Source organism: Teichococcus wenyumeiae (assembly GCF_003696345.1).
GTDB classification, from domain to species: domain Bacteria; phylum Pseudomonadota; class Alphaproteobacteria; order Acetobacterales; family Acetobacteraceae; genus Pseudoroseomonas; species Pseudoroseomonas wenyumeiae.
Genome location: NZ_RFLX01000003.1, coordinates 23,792 through 38,357, shown reverse-complemented (window position 1 = coordinate 38,357; position 14,566 = coordinate 23,792). Strand labels below are relative to the sequence as shown.

18 protein-coding genes are annotated in these 14,566 nt (G+C 70.6%); 9 read left to right on the top strand and 9 right to left on the bottom strand.

The window, feature by feature from the left end:
* The first annotated feature begins 20 nt into the window (after positions 1-20).
* The 4 genes from pgsA to EBE87_RS05610 all read left to right on the top strand — a co-directional run bounded on the left by pgsA (position 21) and on the right by EBE87_RS05610 (position 1,984).
* Complete coding sequence (gene pgsA, locus EBE87_RS05625) at positions 21-629, top strand: CDP-diacylglycerol--glycerol-3-phosphate 3-phosphatidyltransferase (protein WP_120636682.1); 609 nt, start codon at positions 21-23, stop codon at positions 627-629.
* Positions 630-692: 63 nt separating this feature from the next.
* Positions 693-1,277 carry a hypothetical protein gene (locus EBE87_RS05620; protein ID WP_122139925.1) on the top strand — a complete coding sequence of 195 codons (585 nt, stop codon included), beginning with the start codon at positions 693-695 and terminating at the stop codon, positions 1,275-1,277.
* A 2-nt stretch (positions 1,278-1,279) separates the two neighbouring features.
* On the top strand, positions 1,280-1,531 hold the full coding sequence (gene moaD / locus EBE87_RS05615; RefSeq protein ID WP_120636654.1) for a molybdopterin converting factor subunit 1: 252 nt from the start codon (positions 1,280-1,282) through the stop codon (positions 1,529-1,531).
* Positions 1,532-1,537: 6 nt separating this feature from the next.
* A complete protein-coding gene (locus EBE87_RS05610) occupies positions 1,538-1,984 on the top strand; it encodes a molybdenum cofactor biosynthesis protein MoaE (RefSeq protein ID WP_120636655.1) in 447 nt (148 codons plus the stop codon).
* 22 nt (positions 1,985-2,006) lie between these two features.
* Here EBE87_RS05610 and EBE87_RS05605 read toward each other — a convergent pair whose 3' ends face one another.
* Genes EBE87_RS05605 through EBE87_RS05580 form a run of 6 tightly spaced genes read right to left on the bottom strand, consistent with a single transcriptional unit; the run spans position 2,007 to position 8,220 of the window.
* On the bottom strand, positions 2,007-2,948 hold the full coding sequence (locus EBE87_RS05605) for a cation diffusion facilitator family transporter (RefSeq protein WP_120636656.1): 942 nt from the start codon (positions 2,946-2,948) through the stop codon (positions 2,007-2,009).
* 59 nt (positions 2,949-3,007) lie between these two features.
* On the bottom strand, positions 3,008-3,976 hold the full coding sequence (locus EBE87_RS05600) for a magnesium and cobalt transport protein CorA (RefSeq protein WP_120636657.1): 969 nt from the start codon (positions 3,974-3,976) through the stop codon (positions 3,008-3,010).
* Between the two features lie 28 nt (positions 3,977-4,004).
* Positions 4,005-5,336 carry a glutamate--tRNA ligase gene (gltX, locus tag EBE87_RS05595; protein ID WP_120636658.1) on the bottom strand — a complete coding sequence of 444 codons (1,332 nt, stop codon included), beginning with the start codon at positions 5,334-5,336 and terminating at the stop codon, positions 4,005-4,007.
* Positions 5,333-5,725 carry a hypothetical protein gene (locus EBE87_RS05590; RefSeq protein ID WP_120636659.1) on the bottom strand — a complete coding sequence of 131 codons (393 nt, stop codon included), beginning with the start codon at positions 5,723-5,725 and terminating at the stop codon, positions 5,333-5,335. Before EBE87_RS05590 ends, gltX begins: the two co-directional genes overlap by 4 nt.
* Positions 5,722-7,278, bottom strand: a complete 1,557-nt coding sequence (locus EBE87_RS05585; protein WP_120636660.1) for a nitrilase-related carbon-nitrogen hydrolase — start codon at positions 7,276-7,278, stop codon at positions 5,722-5,724. Before EBE87_RS05585 ends, EBE87_RS05590 begins: the two co-directional genes overlap by 4 nt.
* A 48-nt stretch (positions 7,279-7,326) precedes the next feature.
* Positions 7,327-8,220, bottom strand: coding sequence for a DMT family transporter (locus EBE87_RS05580; RefSeq protein ID WP_120636661.1), 894 nt, complete (start codon positions 8,218-8,220; stop codon positions 7,327-7,329).
* Positions 8,221-8,414: 194 nt separating this feature from the next.
* Between EBE87_RS05580 and EBE87_RS05575 the strand changes: the two genes are divergently transcribed.
* The 4 genes from EBE87_RS05575 to EBE87_RS05560 all read left to right on the top strand — a co-directional run bounded on the left by EBE87_RS05575 (position 8,415) and on the right by EBE87_RS05560 (position 10,896).
* Positions 8,415-8,918, top strand: a complete 504-nt coding sequence (locus EBE87_RS05575) for a type III secretion system chaperone family protein (protein ID WP_120636662.1) — start codon at positions 8,415-8,417, stop codon at positions 8,916-8,918.
* Complete coding sequence (gene proC, locus EBE87_RS05570) at positions 8,915-9,730, top strand: pyrroline-5-carboxylate reductase (RefSeq protein ID WP_120636663.1); 816 nt, start codon at positions 8,915-8,917, stop codon at positions 9,728-9,730. Before EBE87_RS05575 ends, proC begins: the two co-directional genes overlap by 4 nt.
* Before the next feature lie 37 nt (positions 9,731-9,767).
* The gene (locus EBE87_RS05565; RefSeq protein ID WP_120636664.1) at positions 9,768-10,376 is read left to right on the top strand and encodes a TetR family transcriptional regulator; all 609 of its coding nucleotides are present in this window, start codon (positions 9,768-9,770) and stop codon (positions 10,374-10,376) included.
* Positions 10,377-10,446: 70 nt separating this feature from the next.
* Positions 10,447-10,896 carry a phasin family protein gene (locus EBE87_RS05560; protein WP_233553022.1) on the top strand — a complete coding sequence of 150 codons (450 nt, stop codon included), beginning with the start codon at positions 10,447-10,449 and terminating at the stop codon, positions 10,894-10,896.
* Between the two features lie 3 nt (positions 10,897-10,899).
* On the opposite strand, the gene EBE87_RS05555 is transcribed toward EBE87_RS05560, so the two are convergent.
* The 3 genes from EBE87_RS05555 to EBE87_RS05545 are packed head-to-tail and all read right to left on the bottom strand — an operon-like array spanning position 10,900 to position 13,487.
* Positions 10,900-12,249 (bottom strand): ATP-binding protein, encoded by a 1,350-nt coding sequence (locus EBE87_RS05555; protein ID WP_120636665.1) that lies wholly within the window; start codon positions 12,247-12,249, stop codon positions 10,900-10,902.
* Positions 12,250-12,252: 3 nt separating this feature from the next.
* Positions 12,253-12,948, bottom strand: a complete 696-nt coding sequence (locus EBE87_RS05550) for a response regulator (RefSeq protein ID WP_120636666.1) — start codon at positions 12,946-12,948, stop codon at positions 12,253-12,255.
* Entirely contained in the window at positions 12,948-13,487 is a 540-nt protein-coding gene (locus EBE87_RS05545) for a MarR family winged helix-turn-helix transcriptional regulator (protein ID WP_120636667.1), read from the bottom strand. Before EBE87_RS05545 ends, EBE87_RS05550 begins: the two co-directional genes overlap by 1 nt.
* Positions 13,488-13,602: 115 nt before the next feature.
* Here EBE87_RS05545 and EBE87_RS05540 point away from each other — a divergent pair, with 115 nt between their 5' ends.
* Positions 13,603-14,502 (top strand): branched-chain amino acid aminotransferase, encoded by a 900-nt coding sequence (locus EBE87_RS05540; protein WP_120636668.1) that lies wholly within the window; start codon positions 13,603-13,605, stop codon positions 14,500-14,502.
* Positions 14,503-14,566: the final 64 nt, after the last annotated feature.

Sequence of the window (14,566 nt, the reverse complement as noted above, 5' to 3'; positions counted from 1 at the left end):
AGACCATGAAGGTTACCGGCTTGCCGACCGATCTGCCCAACCTGCTGACACTGTCCCGCATCGCAGCCATCCCGCTGCTGGTGATCCTGGCTGCCCTGCGCACGCCCTGGGGGGACGTTGCGGCCTGCGTGGTCTTCTCGGCCGCCGCCATCACCGACTACTACGACGGCAAGATCGCGCGGGACCGCAAGCTGGTCTCCGCCTTCGGCCGCATGCTGGACCCCATCGCGGACAAGCTGCTGGTGGGCGCCGCCCTGATGCTGCTGGCGGGGCTGGAGCGGCTGTCCCCCTGGGGGCTCTTCCCCGCCATCGTGATCCTGCTGCGGGAGATCCTGGTCTCGGGCCTGCGGGAATACCTGGCGGCGCTTTCCATCAGCCTGCCGGTGACACGGCTGGCCAAGTGGAAGACCGGCTTCCAGATGGGCGCGCTGGGCACGCTGCTGGCCGGCGACACGGCGGCGCGGGTACTTGGCATCGGTTTCCTGCCCATCGGCATTATAGGGGAGACGATGCTGTGGATCGCCGCGGCGCTCACGCTGGTCACGGGCTGGGATTACCTCCGCGCCGGCCTGCGCCACGCCGAGGCCCAGGATACCGCCCGCGCCACGAAGCCGCCCGGGCACTCTTGAGGACTGAGGCGTCCATGGACATCTTCAGGGTCACTTGAGGCACGAGCAGAGCAGGAGCGTATGATGGGCGAGCCACGGATGGCGATGCGTATGGTGGCGGCGATTGGCGCGCTGGCCGCGCTGGCGGCCTGCTCGACCCAGGTGGAGGCGCCGGTGGACAGCCTCACTGTCGCCCGCGTCATGGGCCAGGATGTGGCGGTGCCACCGCTCTTGCCGATCGCCGGCAGCGTCTGGCCTGCGCAGGAACCGCCGCGCGGCACCATCGGCAATCCCAATGCCGGCCTGATGCCGTGGGATGAGACGGCCAGCCAGATACAGCAGTCCCAGCCCCTTGTGGCGCCGCCGGTGGTGCCGGGCCGCCGCGGCAGCAGCACGCCGCCGGACCTGCTGGCCCAGCCCGAGCCCACCCCGGCCCTGCGCCAGCCTGACATGCCCCCCTACCCCACTGAGCCCGCGCGGCCGCGCCGCCGCACCGATGGCCGCGTGATCCCGACGCCGCAGGGCCCGGCGGTCACCACCGGCGGCACCGGCAGCTACAGCACCTACACCAATCCCGGCGGTGGCAGCGGCATCGCCATTCCGCAGGGCGGCACCACCACGCTGTTGGATGCGGATGGCACCGTGCGGCAAGTGCCGACGCCGCGCTGACCATGCGCATCCTGTATTTCGCCTGGGTGCGCCAGAAGGTCGGCGCCGGGTCCGAGGACGTGTCGCCGCCGCCTGAGGTCGCCGATATCGGCAGCCTGATGGCCTGGCTGGCGTCCCGCAGCCCCGGCCATGCCAGCGCCTTCGCCGACCCGAAGCAGGTCCGCGCCGCCGTGAACCAGGAGTTCTGCGGGCCGGATGGTCGCGTCGGCCCGGGGGATGAGGTTGCCTTCTTCCCCCCAGTGACGGGCGGCTGAGCCGCCATGGCCACCATCCGTGTGCAGGAAGGCCCCTTTGACTTGGCGGCCGAGACGGCGGCCCTGGCTGAGGGCCGCGTGGATGTAGGTGGTATCGCCAGCTTCCAGGGCCTCTGCCGCGCCGATGGCGGGCTGACGGCCCTGGTGCTCGAACACTATCCCGGCATGACGGAAAAGGCCCTGGCGGGCATCGCGGCCGAGGCCGAGAGCCGCTGGCCGCTGACCGGCTGCACCGTCATCCACCGCGTCGGCCGCATCCTGCCCGGCGAGCCCATCGTGCTGGTGCTGACCGCCAGCCGCCACCGCACCGCCGCACTGGAAGCCTGCGCCTTCCTGATCGACTGGCTGAAGACCGGCGCGCCCTTCTGGAAGCGGGAGGAATTCCCGGATGGCCAGGAGCGCTGGGTGGAAGCCAGAAGCACGGACGACGCCGCGGCGGCGCGCTGGGGCTGATCGCCCCCGCGCGCTTCCCCCTTCACGCCACCAACGGCGCGGTGCCCAGCGGCGCTTTCGGCAGGCGGCGCGGCCGCATGAAGAGACGGGTGATCTCCGGATGCGCCTGCTCCACTGCCAGGGTCAGCTCGGCGGCGGCGCGTTCCACCTCCTCGCCCGAAAGGTCGTCGCGGAAGTCGATGGTCAAGGCCAGCAGCACCTCGCGCGGGCCAAGCTGCATGGACAGCATCTCATCCACCGCGGCGACGCGGCGGTCGGCTGCCAGCAGCGCCTTCACCTGCGACAGGGAGCGGCGGGAGGCGCTCTCGCCGGTCAGCAGGCTCAGCGTCTCCCGCGCCAGGAAGACGGCCGTGGCGACCAGCAGCAGCCCGATGACGATGGAGGCCGCGCCATCCAGCGCCGGCATATCCAGCAGCCGCGACAGGCCGACGCCCAGGATGGCCACCACCAGCCCGGCCAGCGCCGCCGAATCCTCCAGCAGCACGGCAAAGACGCTGGGGTCCTTGCTGGCGCGGATGGCCTGCCAGAAGGGCTCGCCGGCATGGGTGTCGCGGAACTCGTGCAGCGCGACGCTGAAGGAATAGCCTTCGAAGAGGATGGAGAGCCCGAGCACCACGTAGTTCACCCAGGCGTCCCTCACTGCCTCCGGGTGCAGCATCTTGTGGATGCCTTCGTAGATCGAGAAGGCGCCGCCCAGGGCGAAGATCAGCAGCGCCACCACGAAGGCCCAGAAATACAGTTCCATGCCATGGCCGAAGGGGTGGGAGGCATCGGGCGGGCGCGCAGCGCGCTTCAACCCCAGCAGCAGCAGCCCCTGGTTGCCGGTATCGACGCTGGAATGGATGGCCTCGCTGAGCATGGCCGAGGAGCCGGTATAGGCGGCGGCGGCGAATTTCGTGACGGCGATGGCCAGATTGCCCGCCAGGGCCGCGAAAATGACCTTGCGGGAACCACTGCTCGACATTCGCCCTCTCCTTTGCCCGGACCGGGGGCAGAACGGGGAGGACCGGCGGCGGTTGCCGCCTAGAGCCAGCCGACCTTGCGGAACCGCACGTAAAGCAGCCCGCAGAGCGCCGCGATCACCAGCAGCACGGTGGGGTAGCCAAAGGCCCATTTCAGCTCGGGCATGTGCTCGAAATTCATGCCGTAGAGGCCGGCAATGGCGGTGGGCACCGCCAGGATGGCCGCCCAGGCCGCCAGCTTGCGGGTGACGATGCTCTGTTGCTGCTGCTCGATCAGCATGCCGACATCGAAGACGGAGCGCAGCACTTCCCGCAGCCCGCCCACGCGCGCCTCCACGCGCCGCACATGGTCGTTCACGTCGCGGAAATAGGGCCGCATCTCCGGGTCCACGCAGGGCAGGTCCAGGTGCTCCAGCCTCGCGCTCATCTCCTGCATCGGGCCCAGCATGCGGCTGAAGCGCGTCAGGTGGCGGCGGAGGCGGAAGATGCGGTGGATCTCTTCCTTGTCCAGCGGGCAGTCGAGGGAGCGGCTTTCCAGCGCCAGCACCTCCTCCTCGATCGCGTCGATGATGGGAGCGTAGCCGTCGACAATGAAGTCCAGCACGCCGTGCAGCACGAAATCCACGCCGTGCTTCAGCCGGTCGGGTGCTGTTTCCAGATGCCTGCGCAGTTCCGTATGCGCGCGGGCGGAGCCATGGCGGACGGTGATGATGAAGTTATGGCCGACAAAGATGGCGGTCTCGCCGTAGCAGATCTCGTCATTCTCCAGCCGCGCGGTGCGCGCGACGACGAAGAGCTGATCGCCATAGATTTCCAGCTTCGGCATCTGGTGCGCCACGCGCGCATCCTCCACCGCCAGCGGGTGCAGGCCGAAGCGCTCGGCCAGGGTGAGGAGTTCCTCCTCCTCCGGCTCGAACAGCCCGATCCAGACGAATTCGCCTTTCTCCAGCCGCCAGGGGGCCTCGGGCGGGCGGGACGGGTCCGGCACGGCACGGCCGTTCCGGTAGATCGATGCCGCGACCACGCTCATCCGCCACGCTCCTCCGCTGGCGGCGGGTTCAGCCCGCCGCCATCCGCAACCGCTGCGCCGCCCGCTCGGGGCCGATCAGGGGCAGGAACAGCTTCAGCTCCGGCCCATGTTCCTCACCCGTGAGAGCAAGGCGCAGAGGCAGGAACAACGCCTTGCCCTTGCGCCCGGATGCAGCGCCCAGGGCACGGGTCCAGGTGCTCCAGGTGGTCTCGTCCCAGGGCGCGGGCGGCAGGGTGTCCAGGGCGGCGCGCAGGAACTCGGCCTGCTCCGGCTGCACCGGGATCTCCGGGTTGCCGGTGGCGGCCTCGAACCAGTCCCGTGCCTCGGAGATGAGGTCGAGGTTGCCGCGCACGGCCAGCCAGAAGGCCTCGTCCGCGCCTTCCGGCAGGCGGTCGCGCACCTGCTCGAAGGACAGGCCGTGCAGGTAGCGGCGGTTCAGCGCCAGCAGCTGCGTCGGGTCGAAGCGGGCGGAGGAGCGGGAGAGCTTCTCCAGCGAATAGCCGGCCATCAGTTCCGCCGGCGTGCCCGCCACCGGGTCGGCGGAGGAGCCCAGCGCCGCCAGGTAGCCCGCCAGCGCCGCCGGCTCGATCCCGTCGCGCCGCAACTGCCGCAGGCCCATGGAGCCGATGCGCTTGGAAAGCTGGCTGCCATCGGCATCCGTCAGCAACGGCAGATGGGCGAAGTCGATCCGCCCCGGGCGCATGCCGAGGGCTTCCATGATGTCGATCTGCACGCCGGTATTGGTGACGTGGTCCTCGCCCCGGATGATGCCGGTGACGCCGGTCTCCAGGTCATCCACCACCGAGGTGAAGGTGTAGAGGAAGGAACCATCGGCGCGGATCAGCACCGGGTCCGAGATCGGCGGCAGCTTCACCTGCCGCCGGCCCAGCACGCCGTCCTGCCATTCCACCGTGCGGGTGGAGAGCTTGAAGCGCCAATAGGGCTTCTTGCCATTGGCCAGGGCGCGCTCAAGCTGCTCCGGCGTCATCTTCAGGGCGGCGCGGTCATAAACCGGCGGGCGGCCCTGCTTCTGCCGCTGCTCGCGCTTGAAGCGGAGTTCCTCCTCGCTCTCCAGGCAGGGATAGAGGCGGCCGGCGGCCTTCAGCTTCTCGGCGGCGGCCTCGTAGGAAGCCAGCCGGTCCATCTGGCGGAAGCTCTCGTCCCAATCCAGGCCGAGCCAGCGGAGGTCTTCCTCGATCGCCGTCTCGTATTCCGGCTTGGAGCGCTCCACATCGGTATCGTCGAAGCGCAGCACAAAGGTGCCGCCAGCCTTGCGGGCCACCAGCCAATTGGCCAGGGCGACACGGGCATTGCCGACATGCAGGTAGCCCGTCGGGCTGGGGGCGAAGCGGAGCTTCATTCCTCGTCTCCTCCCTCGGCGTCGTCTTCGTGCTTGCGGGGGTCCAGCACGCGCCAGTTGCGTTCTTCCGCATCCGTCACGCGCTGGGCGGCGAAGTCGCGGATCTCGGTGCCGCTGTTCCAGGCGGCGCTGTCCTTGCCCACCACCTCGGCGTCCTCGCCGAAGGCGAACCAGGCGGCCAGCACTTCGTCGGCACTCATGCCGGGGGCGCGGCAGCGCTCGATGGAATCGCGCACATAGCGGCGGGCGAAGGCATTGGCCTGCACCAGGGTGGGGAAGCCGCGGATGGTCTCCACGGGCTCCGCGCCATTGCCGCCGGAGAGGTCACGGATGCGGACGGCGAAGCCGCCCTCGGGCGAGAACAGGGTGTCGTCGAAGGAACCGCTCATGGGACGAGGTCAGTGAATCCGTGGAAAAGGGGGTAACGGCGCTCTCGCCCGAAGGCATGGCGGCCGAGCGTCACGCCAGGGGGTGCTTGCCGGCGCTTGTATCCGGCCCGGTCCAGCAAGCGCCAGACCTGCTTGATGATGCCGGGCTCGATGCCGCGCGCCAGCAGCGGCGCGGGATCGGGCGCCGCCGCCGTCAGGGCCTGCAGGATGGGGTCGAGGTCCCGGTAGGGTGGCAGGCCCGGTGGCGCGGGGCATGGGCGCTCCAGCAGCCGCGCCGGCAGCACGGGCTTGCCCGTGTTGCGCCAGCGGGCAAGGTCCAGAACCTCGGTCTGCCACAGGTCGCGCAACGGGGCATAGCCGGTGGCGGCCTCGCCATGGCACAGGGTGAAGCCGCTGCGGTTGCCGCCGGCCAGCGGCAGGGCGCCGGAAGCCTCCGCCCGCGCCAGCAGCGCCGCCGCGCGGATATGGCCGCGCATCGCCTCCCCGGCCTCGCCCAACATGGCCTGGAAGCCAGCCAGGGCCGGGGCGATGGGCAGGGCTTCCGCCTCAATTCCCAGCAGCGCGGCGCAGGCGGCGGCATCCTCCAGCCGTTCAGGGCCGGTTTCGGGCGCTGGCAGCAGCAGTGCCCGCACCTGCGCCGCGCCCAGCGCATCCACGGCGCAGGCGGCCAGCAGCGCCGAATCCACGTCGCCGGAGAGTTCCAGCAGCACGCCGGAGAAGCCGCCCCGCCGCACATGGTCCGCCAGCGCCAGCACCAGGGCGCGCCAGAGCTGTTCCGGCGCGGGCAGGGCAAGTGGCAACGGCTGCGCGGCACAGGCCCAGCCATCCTCCCCACGCGTCCAGTCGGTGCGTGTGACGGCCTCGGAGAACATCGGCTGGCGCAGGGCGAGGCTGCGGTCGGCATTCAGCACGAAGCCGCCGCCGTCGAAGACCCATTCCCCCTGCCCGCCCACCTGGCTGGTGAAGGCGAAGGGCAGCCCGGTTTCCACCACCCGCGCCACCGCGAGGTCGATGCGCCGCTCCGGCTCGCCCTGGGTGAAAGGGTCGGCATCCACCGCCAGCAGGATCTCGGCGCCGGATTCAGCCAGGGTTTCCGGCACGGCGGGGTCGCGCCAGTCATTCCCGACCATCAGGCCGAGCCGCAACTCGCGGAACACCACCGGCCCTGGCGCCGGGCCGGGGTCGAAGACGCCATCGGGCGGCGGCAGGTGCCGGGCGCGGCGGGCCAGGATGCGGCCGCCGTCCAGCAGGAAGGCGGCGTCGAAGAGCCTGCCGCCCTCCGCCCAGGGGCCACCCAGGATCAGGCCGGGGCCACCATCCGCCGTCCCTGCCGCCAGGGCATCCAGGGCGGCCTCGCAGGCGGCGATGAAGGCGGGGACGCGGGCGAGGTCCTCGGGCGGCGCGCCGCCAAGGGAGAATTGCGGCGTCACCAGCACCTCCGCGCCCATCGCCGCCGCCTCGGCCCGGGCGGCGCGGATGCGGGCGGCATTGGCGGCGACGGCGCCGGGATGCGGATTGAGCTGGGCGAGCGCGATGCGCAGCCGGTCGGTCATGGCCGCGGACCCTAGACCGGATCGGCGGGCGCAGGAACCGGGGGCGCCTCAGCGCCGCGCCACCCCCAGCACCATTCCGGCCGAGACCAGCGCCACGCCGGCGAGGCCGGCCCAGCCCAGCGGCTCCCCCAGCAGCGGCCAGGCCAGCAGGGCGGCCAGCGCCGGGGTGATGGCCGTGACGGTGGTGGTGCGCGCCGGGCCGATGGCGATGACCGCGCGGGCGAACAGGAAGCCCGCCACCGCCACCGCGATGATGCCGTGGTAGAGCGCCTGGAAGGCGATGGCGCCCGCCGGGGCCTCCGCCATCTGGCTGGGCAGGAAGAGCCACCAGACCGGCAGGTAGAGAAAGGCCGGGTAGATGGCCAGGGCCGTGGTGGCCGTCATGGCCGGCACCCGCCAGAAGCGCAGCAGGATGGTGAAGCTGGCCCAGGAGAGGCAGCCCAGCACGAAGAGCAGGTCCCCCCGCCAGGCGCCGGGGTAGCCGCCGAAGGTATCCACCGCCAGCAGCCCCATGCCGCCGGCCACCACCGCCAGCGAAAGCAGCTTCTGCCGGTCCCACCGCTCCCCCAGGAAGAGGGTGGCGAGGGCGGTGGTCACGAAGGGCAGGCTACCGGTCATGATCACCACGCCATGCGAGGTGGGCGCGAAGCGGAAGCCCAGGTAGGAGGCCAGCGGGAAGCCGAAGGCCGCCCCCGCCATCAGCGCCAGCGCGCGGCGGAAGGACAGGCGCGGCCAGCCGAAGGCGGAAGCCAGCAGCAGCCCCACCACCAGCCCGCCGGAATAGCGCAGCGCCGCCACGTCCCAGGGCGTGAAGGGCTGCTTGGCCGACAGACGGGAGGCGAGCGAGAAGCCCGCCCAGCAGAGGGTGACACCCAGGGCGCAGAGCAGGCCCACGAGCCTTTCTCGCGGGTTGGGCAGGGACATGGCGGCGGCGTCGGGCATGCCGCAGCCTATCCGCGCCGCCCAGGCTTGCCCACAGCACAGCCGCGCGGATTTTCGGTGCCGGAAGCTGAGACTCGGGGCTTGCCCCTTGCGGTGCCATTTCGCGCCGCGATATCGATATCTTGGTGGTGGATCTCTCCGCTGGCCCTAGCTGAGGTATCCTGCACCGCTCCAACCAGGAAGGAGGTGCCACGATGTCCGGGCTGCACACCGTAGACCGAGACCGTTCCGCCAACCCGCTGGACGTCCTGGAACAGATCGTCACAGCCAATGAATGGCATTTCGACCGCCGCTCCGACGGAGAGATGGCGGCGGAAGCCCCGGGGAAATGGTGCAACTACGGCATGTTCTTCTGCTGGTCGCAGGATATCAGCGCCATGCACTTCACCTGCGCCTTCGACCTGAAGGTGCCGGCGGCACACCGGCAGAAGCTGTACGAGCTGCTGGCGCTGGCCAATGACAAGCTCTGGATCGGCCATTTCGGCATCGACCACGACGACGGCGGGCCGGTGTTCCGCCATGCCGTGCTGCTGCGCGGCGCCCGCGGCGCCAGCGCCGAGAGCCTTGAAGACATGATGGATATCGCCTTGACCGAGTGCGAGCGTTTCTACCCCGCCTTCCAGTTCGTGCTCTGGGGCGGCAAGTCGCCCGAGGAAGCCCTGCAGGCCGCCATGCTGGACTGCGTGGGCGAGGCATGAGCGAGAAGCTGATCCCGCCCCTGCTGCTGATCGGCTGCGGCAAGATGGGCGGCGCGATGCTGGAAGGCTGGCTGGAGCGCGGCGTGGAGCAGGTGGTGGTGGTGGAGCCCTATGCGCCCGCCACCGAGGCCTTCGCCGGGCGCGTGACGGTCTGCGACAGCATCGAGGCGGTGCCGGCGGGCTTCGCGCCCGCCGTCGTCATCCTGGCCACCAAGCCGCAGCAGGCGGAAGCCGCCCTGCCCGGCTGCAAGCGCTTTGCCACCGCCGGCGCCCTGATGGTCTCCATCATGGCGGGCAAGACGGTGGATGGCATCACGGCGGCGCTGGGCGGCGATGCCCGCGTGGTGCGCGCCATGCCCAATACCCCCGCCGCCGTGCGCCAGGGTTTTACCTGCTGCTTCGCCGGTCCCGGCGTTTCCGAGGCCGAGAAGGGCCTGGCGGATAGCCTGCTTTCCTCCGTGGGCGAGGTCGCCTGGGTGGAGGAGGAAGGGTTGATCGACGCCGTCACCGCCGTCTCCGGCGGCGGCCCGGCCTATGTCTTCCTGCTGGCCGAGGTGCTGGAACAGGCGGCGGTCAGCCAGGGCCTGCCGCCGGACCTCGCGCGGCGGATGGCGCGGCGCACCGTCTCCGGCTCCGGCGCCCTGCTGGCGGCCAGCGAGCTGGACGCGGCGCAGCTTCGCATCAATGTCACCAGCCCCAAGGGCACCACCGAGCGCGCGCTGAACGTGCTGATGGCGCCTGATGCCTGGCCGAAGCTGATGCAGGAAGCCATCGCCGCCGCCACCGCCCGTTCACGCGAATTGGCGGGCTGATGTTGCCAAACCGCGCCACCGCCCCAAACTGCGCCCCATGAGCGACAGCACCGACGCCCCCGAATCCCCCCTGTTCGACGCCTTCTGGAAGCTGGTGGCCCAGGAGGGCTGGCACCGCCTGACCCTTTCGGCCCTGGCCGCCGAGGCCGGCATGACCCTGGCCGAGTTGCGGGAGCATGTGCCCCACAAGGGCGCCCTGCCGCTCCGCTTCATGAAGGCGGTGGATGCGGCGGTGCTGCGGAACGTGCCCTCCACCCCCATGGGCTCGGCACGGGACCGGCTCTTCGACGTGCTGATGAGCCGCATCGACGCCCTGCAGCCGCACCGCGCCGGCGTCATCCGCATGGGCAAGGAGATGCGGACCGACCCGGCCCTGGCGCTGATGCTGGCGCCGCAGCTCGCGGCCTCGATGTCCTGGATGCTGGAAGCGGCGGGGATCGATGCCGGCGGCATCAGGGGCATGCTGCGGGTGCAGGGGCTTTGCGGCGTCTGGATCGCGACGCTGCGGGCCTGGGAGCAGGACGAGGGCGCCGATCTCGGCTCCACCATGGCGGGGCTGGACCGGGCGCTGGACCGGGCCGAGCGCGTGGCCCACACCTTGCGGCTGGACAGCAAGGAAGCGGAGCCGGCGCACGGCGCCGGCTGATCACGCCTTTGTCTATCTTCGCCGGCCGCGGTGGCGTTAAGCTGGCGGGAAGCAAGACGAGGAAATAGCCATGTCGGACAACCCGAAATCCGCCCCCGTGACGGACCTGATGCGCATGCTGTCCGACTTCCGGCTGCCTGCGGTGCCGGATGTGGAAAGCCTGGCCGCCGCCCAGCGGCGCAATTTCGAGGCTCTCTCGGCCGCCAACCGCATCGCGCTGGAAGGTGCGCAGGCGGTGGCGCGGCGGCACATGGAGATCCTGCAGCAGTCCATGGCGGAGCTGACCGACGCGGTCCGCGCCGCCTCCGCCACCGGCAGCCCGCAGGAAAAGGCGAACAACCAGGCGGAGCTGGTGAAGGCCACCTATGGCCGCGCCGTGGCCAATATGCAGGAAATCGCCGACCTCATCCAGAAGTCCAATGGCGAGGCGCTGGCCCTGCTGAACAAGCGCTTCGCCGAAGCGATGGACGAGGTGAAAGGCCTGATCGCCAAGAACGGCGGCAACGTGCCGCCGACCTGAGCCTCAGGCCGGCAGCTTCACCCGCGCGCGCAGCCCGCCCAGCGGGCTGCCTTCCAGCACCACGTCGCCGCCATGCGCCCGCGCGATGTCGCGGGCGATGGCCAGCCCCAGCCCCGTGCCGCCGGCCGAGAAGCTGGCGAAGGGCCTGAAGGCTTCCTCCCGCGCCGCTTCCGGAATGCCGGGGCCATCGTCATCCACCGTGATCTCCACCCAGCGGGTGGGCGCGCGCCCGGCCTCCATCACCGGCTTCTCCCGCAGCGCCACGACGATCTTCGCGGCATGGCGGCAGGCATTGTCCAGCAGGTTGCCCAGGCAGCGGCGCAGCGCATCCACCCGCAGCGGCAGCACCAGCGATTCCGGCGCCTGCACGGAAAGCGCCGCGCCGCCCCTCACCGCCTTGGCGGCCACGTCGCGCACCAGTTGCGCCAGATCGGCGGGCTGGGACTGCTCGGTGCCCTCCCCCCGCGCGAAGGCGAGATAGGTGGCGATCAGCCGCTCCATCTCCGCCACATCCTCGCTCATGGCCGTGGCATCTTCCTCGGCGCCGGGCGGCAGCATGGCGAGGCCAAGGCGCAGGCGCGTGAGCGGCGTGCGCAGGTCGTGGCTGATGCCGGCCAGCATCTCGGTGCGTTGGTTGATGAAGCGGCGGATGCGGCCCTGCATCTGATTGAAGGCTGCCGCCGCCTGCCGCACCTCGGCCGCGCCTTCCGGCTTGATGGGGCCGTGCTGGCGGCCGACGCCGAAGGCCTCCGCCGCGCTGGCCAGCCGCCGGATCGCCCGCACCTGGTTCTTCATGAACAGCGCCGCCACCAGGAAGAGCAGCAGCGAGGTGCCGACCATCCAGATGACGAAGAGATAGAGGGTTCCGAAGAACAGCCGCTTCCTCGGCGCTTCCACATGCAGGACGCCATCCGGCAGTTGCACGCGGATGATGACGCTGCGCGGATCGCTCTGCCAATCGGTGTCGAAGGGCAGGCGCACGCGCTCGCCCATAGCCTGCACCAAGTCGTCCTCCAGCGGCAGGATGGGCAGCCAGCTCGGGCGGTTGGCGCCACCGGCGATGCTGGCCCCCGGCTCGAAGGCCAGCGAGAGGTCGAAGCGCCAAGCGGCCTCATGGAAGATCCAGGAGCGGTCGCTCTCGCCCGGAAAGCGGGACAGCAGTTCCGCCACCATGCCGACATCGCCCGCCACGCCGCCGGCCAGCCGGCGGGAGATGACATCGAGATGCCCGCCGTAGAAGAGCTGCAGCGCCACGCCCTGCAGGATCAGCAGCGGCAGCAGGATGATGAGCAGCGCCCGGCCCAGCAGGCCACGGGGCAGGATGCCGCGGAGCAGGCGGGCGATCCTCTTCACGGCCTAGGCGCCCGGCCGCAGCACGTAGCCGCGATGCCGGATGGTTTGCAGGAAGCGCGGCTCGCGCGGGTCCGGCTCGATCTTGCGGCGCAGGCGGGTGACCTGCACATCCACCGCGCGCTCCCCGGCCTCCGGCGTGCCGAGGGCGGCAGCGATTTCCTCCCGCGTCAGCACCTCGCCGGCCCGGCGGGCCAGGGCGGTCAGCAGCGCGGCCTCGCCACCCGTCAGGCGCTGGGTGCCATCCTGGCCGCGCAGCTCCCCGCGCTCCGGGTCGAACCAGCGGGGGCCGAGCTGCACCGGGGCCATCGGCAAGGAGGCCGGCAGGGCGGGCGAGGCACGCTTCAGGATGGTGCGGATGCGCAGCGCCAGCTCGCGCGGGTCGAAGGGCTTGGCGAGGTAATCGTCGGCACCGCGCTCAAAGCCGGCGATACGGTCATCCGGCGCCCCGGCGGCGGTCAGCATCAGGATCGGCACCTCATGGCCTTCCCGCCGCAGGCTCTCGGTCAGGTCCAGCCCGTTCTCCCCCGGCATCATCACGTCCAGCACCAGCAGGTCGAAGGCCATGTTGGCCAGGGCCTGCCGGGCGGCGGCGGCATCGGCGGCGGCGCTGACGCGGAAGCCCTGCTCCGAGAGGAAGCGTTGCAGCAGGTTGCGCAGCCGGGCGTCGTCATCGACCACCAGCAGATGGGCGTTGTCCATCAGGCGGCGCTCTTCGGGCTGGCGGGGGCGGCGCGGTCGAGCTGCGCCCGCGCTTCCGGCCCCATCAGCCCGCGCATGACACGGCGGAAGCCTTCCACCGCCACCGGCCCGGCCTCCCGATAGGCGCGCATGACCCATTCCCGCTGCCGTTCAAACAGGCGGCGCTCCAGGGCCTCCCCCTTCTCGGTCAGGGACAGCAGGCGCTGGCGGCGGTCGCTGCGGCCGGGCACCTGGGTGACGTAGCCTTCCTCCACCAGCGGCGTCAGCACGCGGCCGAGCGATTGCTTGGTGATGCCCAGGATCGACAGCAGCTCCCCCACCGTGATGCCGGGGCGGCGGCCGACGAAATGCAGCACCCGGTGATGCGCCCGGCCCATGCCCATGTCGCCCAGAATGGCATCCGGCCCGGCCGTGAAGTCGCGATAGCCGAAGAACAGCAGGTCCTGCGCCAGTCTCAGTTCTTCTTCCCGCAGGAAGAGCAGCTGACGGCCGGCCCCCATGGGCTTGTTGCCGGGGACATTCTCTGGCGCTTCGGGCATGACTGGCCTGCTCGTGTTTTGTGTCAGGGTTATTGACATATAAGAAAGGAGAGTTCTACCGTCACGCCATCATACGCAATGATATTGCGCGAACAAGCAGGTGAGGATAACGGGCATGGCTCTTGTTCCTTTCGACGACCGCGACGGCTGGATCTGGCTCGACGGCACCATGGTGCCCTGGCGCGATGCCAAGCTGCACGTCCTGACGCATGGGCTGCATTATGCCAGCGGCGTCTTCGAAGGCGAACGGGCCTATTCCGGCCATGTCTTCAAACTGCGGGAGCATTCGGAGCGGCTGATCAACTCCGGCCGCATCCTGGGCTTCGAGATCCCCTATTCGGCCGAGGAGATTGATGCCGCCTGCAACGAAGTGCTGGCGCGCAACGGGCTGACCGACGCCTATCTGCGCCCGGTGGCCTGGCGGGGGTCGGAGATGCTGGCCGTCTCGGCGCAGCAGACCAGGATTCACCTCGCCATCGCCGCCTGGGCCTGGCCCAACCTGTTTGGCGAGAACCGCATGAAGGGCGTGCGCCTCGGCATGGCGCAGTGGCGCCGCCCGGCGCCGGATACCGCGCCCACCGCCAGCAAGGCTTCCGGCCTCTACATGATCGGCACCATGTCCAAGCACGCCGCCGAGGCCGAGGGCTTCGACGACGCCATGATGCTGGACTTCAAGGGCGACGTGGCGGAGGCCACCGGCGCCAATGCCTTCTTTGTCTTCGACGGGGAGGTGCATACGCCCACGCCCGTCTGCTTCCTCGACGGCATCACCCGCCGCACCGTCATGTCCCTGGCGCGCCGCCGCCAGATGAAGGTGGTGGAGCGCACCATCCGCGCCGAGGAACTGGGCCGCGCCACCGAGGTCTTCCTGGCTGGCACCGCCGCCGAGGTGACACCGGTGCGCGCCATCGGCGGGCACAGCTACACGCCGGGTGCGATCACCGAGACGCTGCTGAAGGATTACGAGGCGCTGGTCCGGATGAGCCCGGACGAGGTCGCCCGCCTCGTCGCCTAACATGGGGCGATCCGCTCGCCGGCGGATCGCCAGGGCCTGGCGCCTTGGGCCAGGCTCCTTGCAT

Bases quoted from the DNA above. Each gene is read 5' to 3' on its own strand.
- proC (WP_120636663.1), top strand. From the start codon at position 8,915: ATGAGCGAGAAGCTGATCCCGCCCCTGCTGCTGATCGGCTGCGGCAAG.
- EBE87_RS05605 (WP_120636656.1), bottom strand. From the start codon at position 2,948: ATGTCGAGCAGTGGTTCCCGCAAGGTCATTTTCGCGGCCCTGGCGGGC.
- EBE87_RS05540 (WP_120636668.1), top strand. From the start codon at position 13,603: ATGGCTCTTGTTCCTTTCGACGACCGCGACGGCTGGATCTGGCTCGAC.
- EBE87_RS05550 (WP_120636666.1), bottom strand. From the start codon at position 12,948: ATGGACAACGCCCATCTGCTGGTGGTCGATGACGACGCCCGGCTGCGC.
- EBE87_RS05575 (WP_120636662.1), top strand. From the start codon at position 8,415: ATGTCCGGGCTGCACACCGTAGACCGAGACCGTTCCGCCAACCCGCTG.
- EBE87_RS05585 (WP_120636660.1), bottom strand. From the start codon at position 7,278: ATGACCGACCGGCTGCGCATCGCGCTCGCCCAGCTCAATCCGCATCCC.
- moaD (WP_120636654.1), top strand. From the start codon at position 1,280: ATGCGCATCCTGTATTTCGCCTGGGTGCGCCAGAAGGTCGGCGCCGGG.
- EBE87_RS05560 (WP_233553022.1), top strand. From the start codon at position 10,447: ATGTCGGACAACCCGAAATCCGCCCCCGTGACGGACCTGATGCGCATG.
- EBE87_RS05565 (WP_120636664.1), top strand. From the start codon at position 9,768: ATGAGCGACAGCACCGACGCCCCCGAATCCCCCCTGTTCGACGCCTTC.
- EBE87_RS05610 (WP_120636655.1), top strand. From the start codon at position 1,538: ATGGCCACCATCCGTGTGCAGGAAGGCCCCTTTGACTTGGCGGCCGAG.
- EBE87_RS05580 (WP_120636661.1), bottom strand. From the start codon at position 8,220: ATGCCCGACGCCGCCGCCATGTCCCTGCCCAACCCGCGAGAAAGGCTC.
- gltX (WP_120636658.1), bottom strand. From the start codon at position 5,336: ATGAAGCTCCGCTTCGCCCCCAGCCCGACGGGCTACCTGCATGTCGGC.
- EBE87_RS05600 (WP_120636657.1), bottom strand. From the start codon at position 3,976: ATGAGCGTGGTCGCGGCATCGATCTACCGGAACGGCCGTGCCGTGCCG.
- EBE87_RS05545 (WP_120636667.1), bottom strand. From the start codon at position 13,487: ATGCCCGAAGCGCCAGAGAATGTCCCCGGCAACAAGCCCATGGGGGCC.
- EBE87_RS05620 (WP_122139925.1), top strand. From the start codon at position 693: ATGGGCGAGCCACGGATGGCGATGCGTATGGTGGCGGCGATTGGCGCG.
- EBE87_RS05590 (WP_120636659.1), bottom strand. From the start codon at position 5,725: ATGAGCGGTTCCTTCGACGACACCCTGTTCTCGCCCGAGGGCGGCTTC.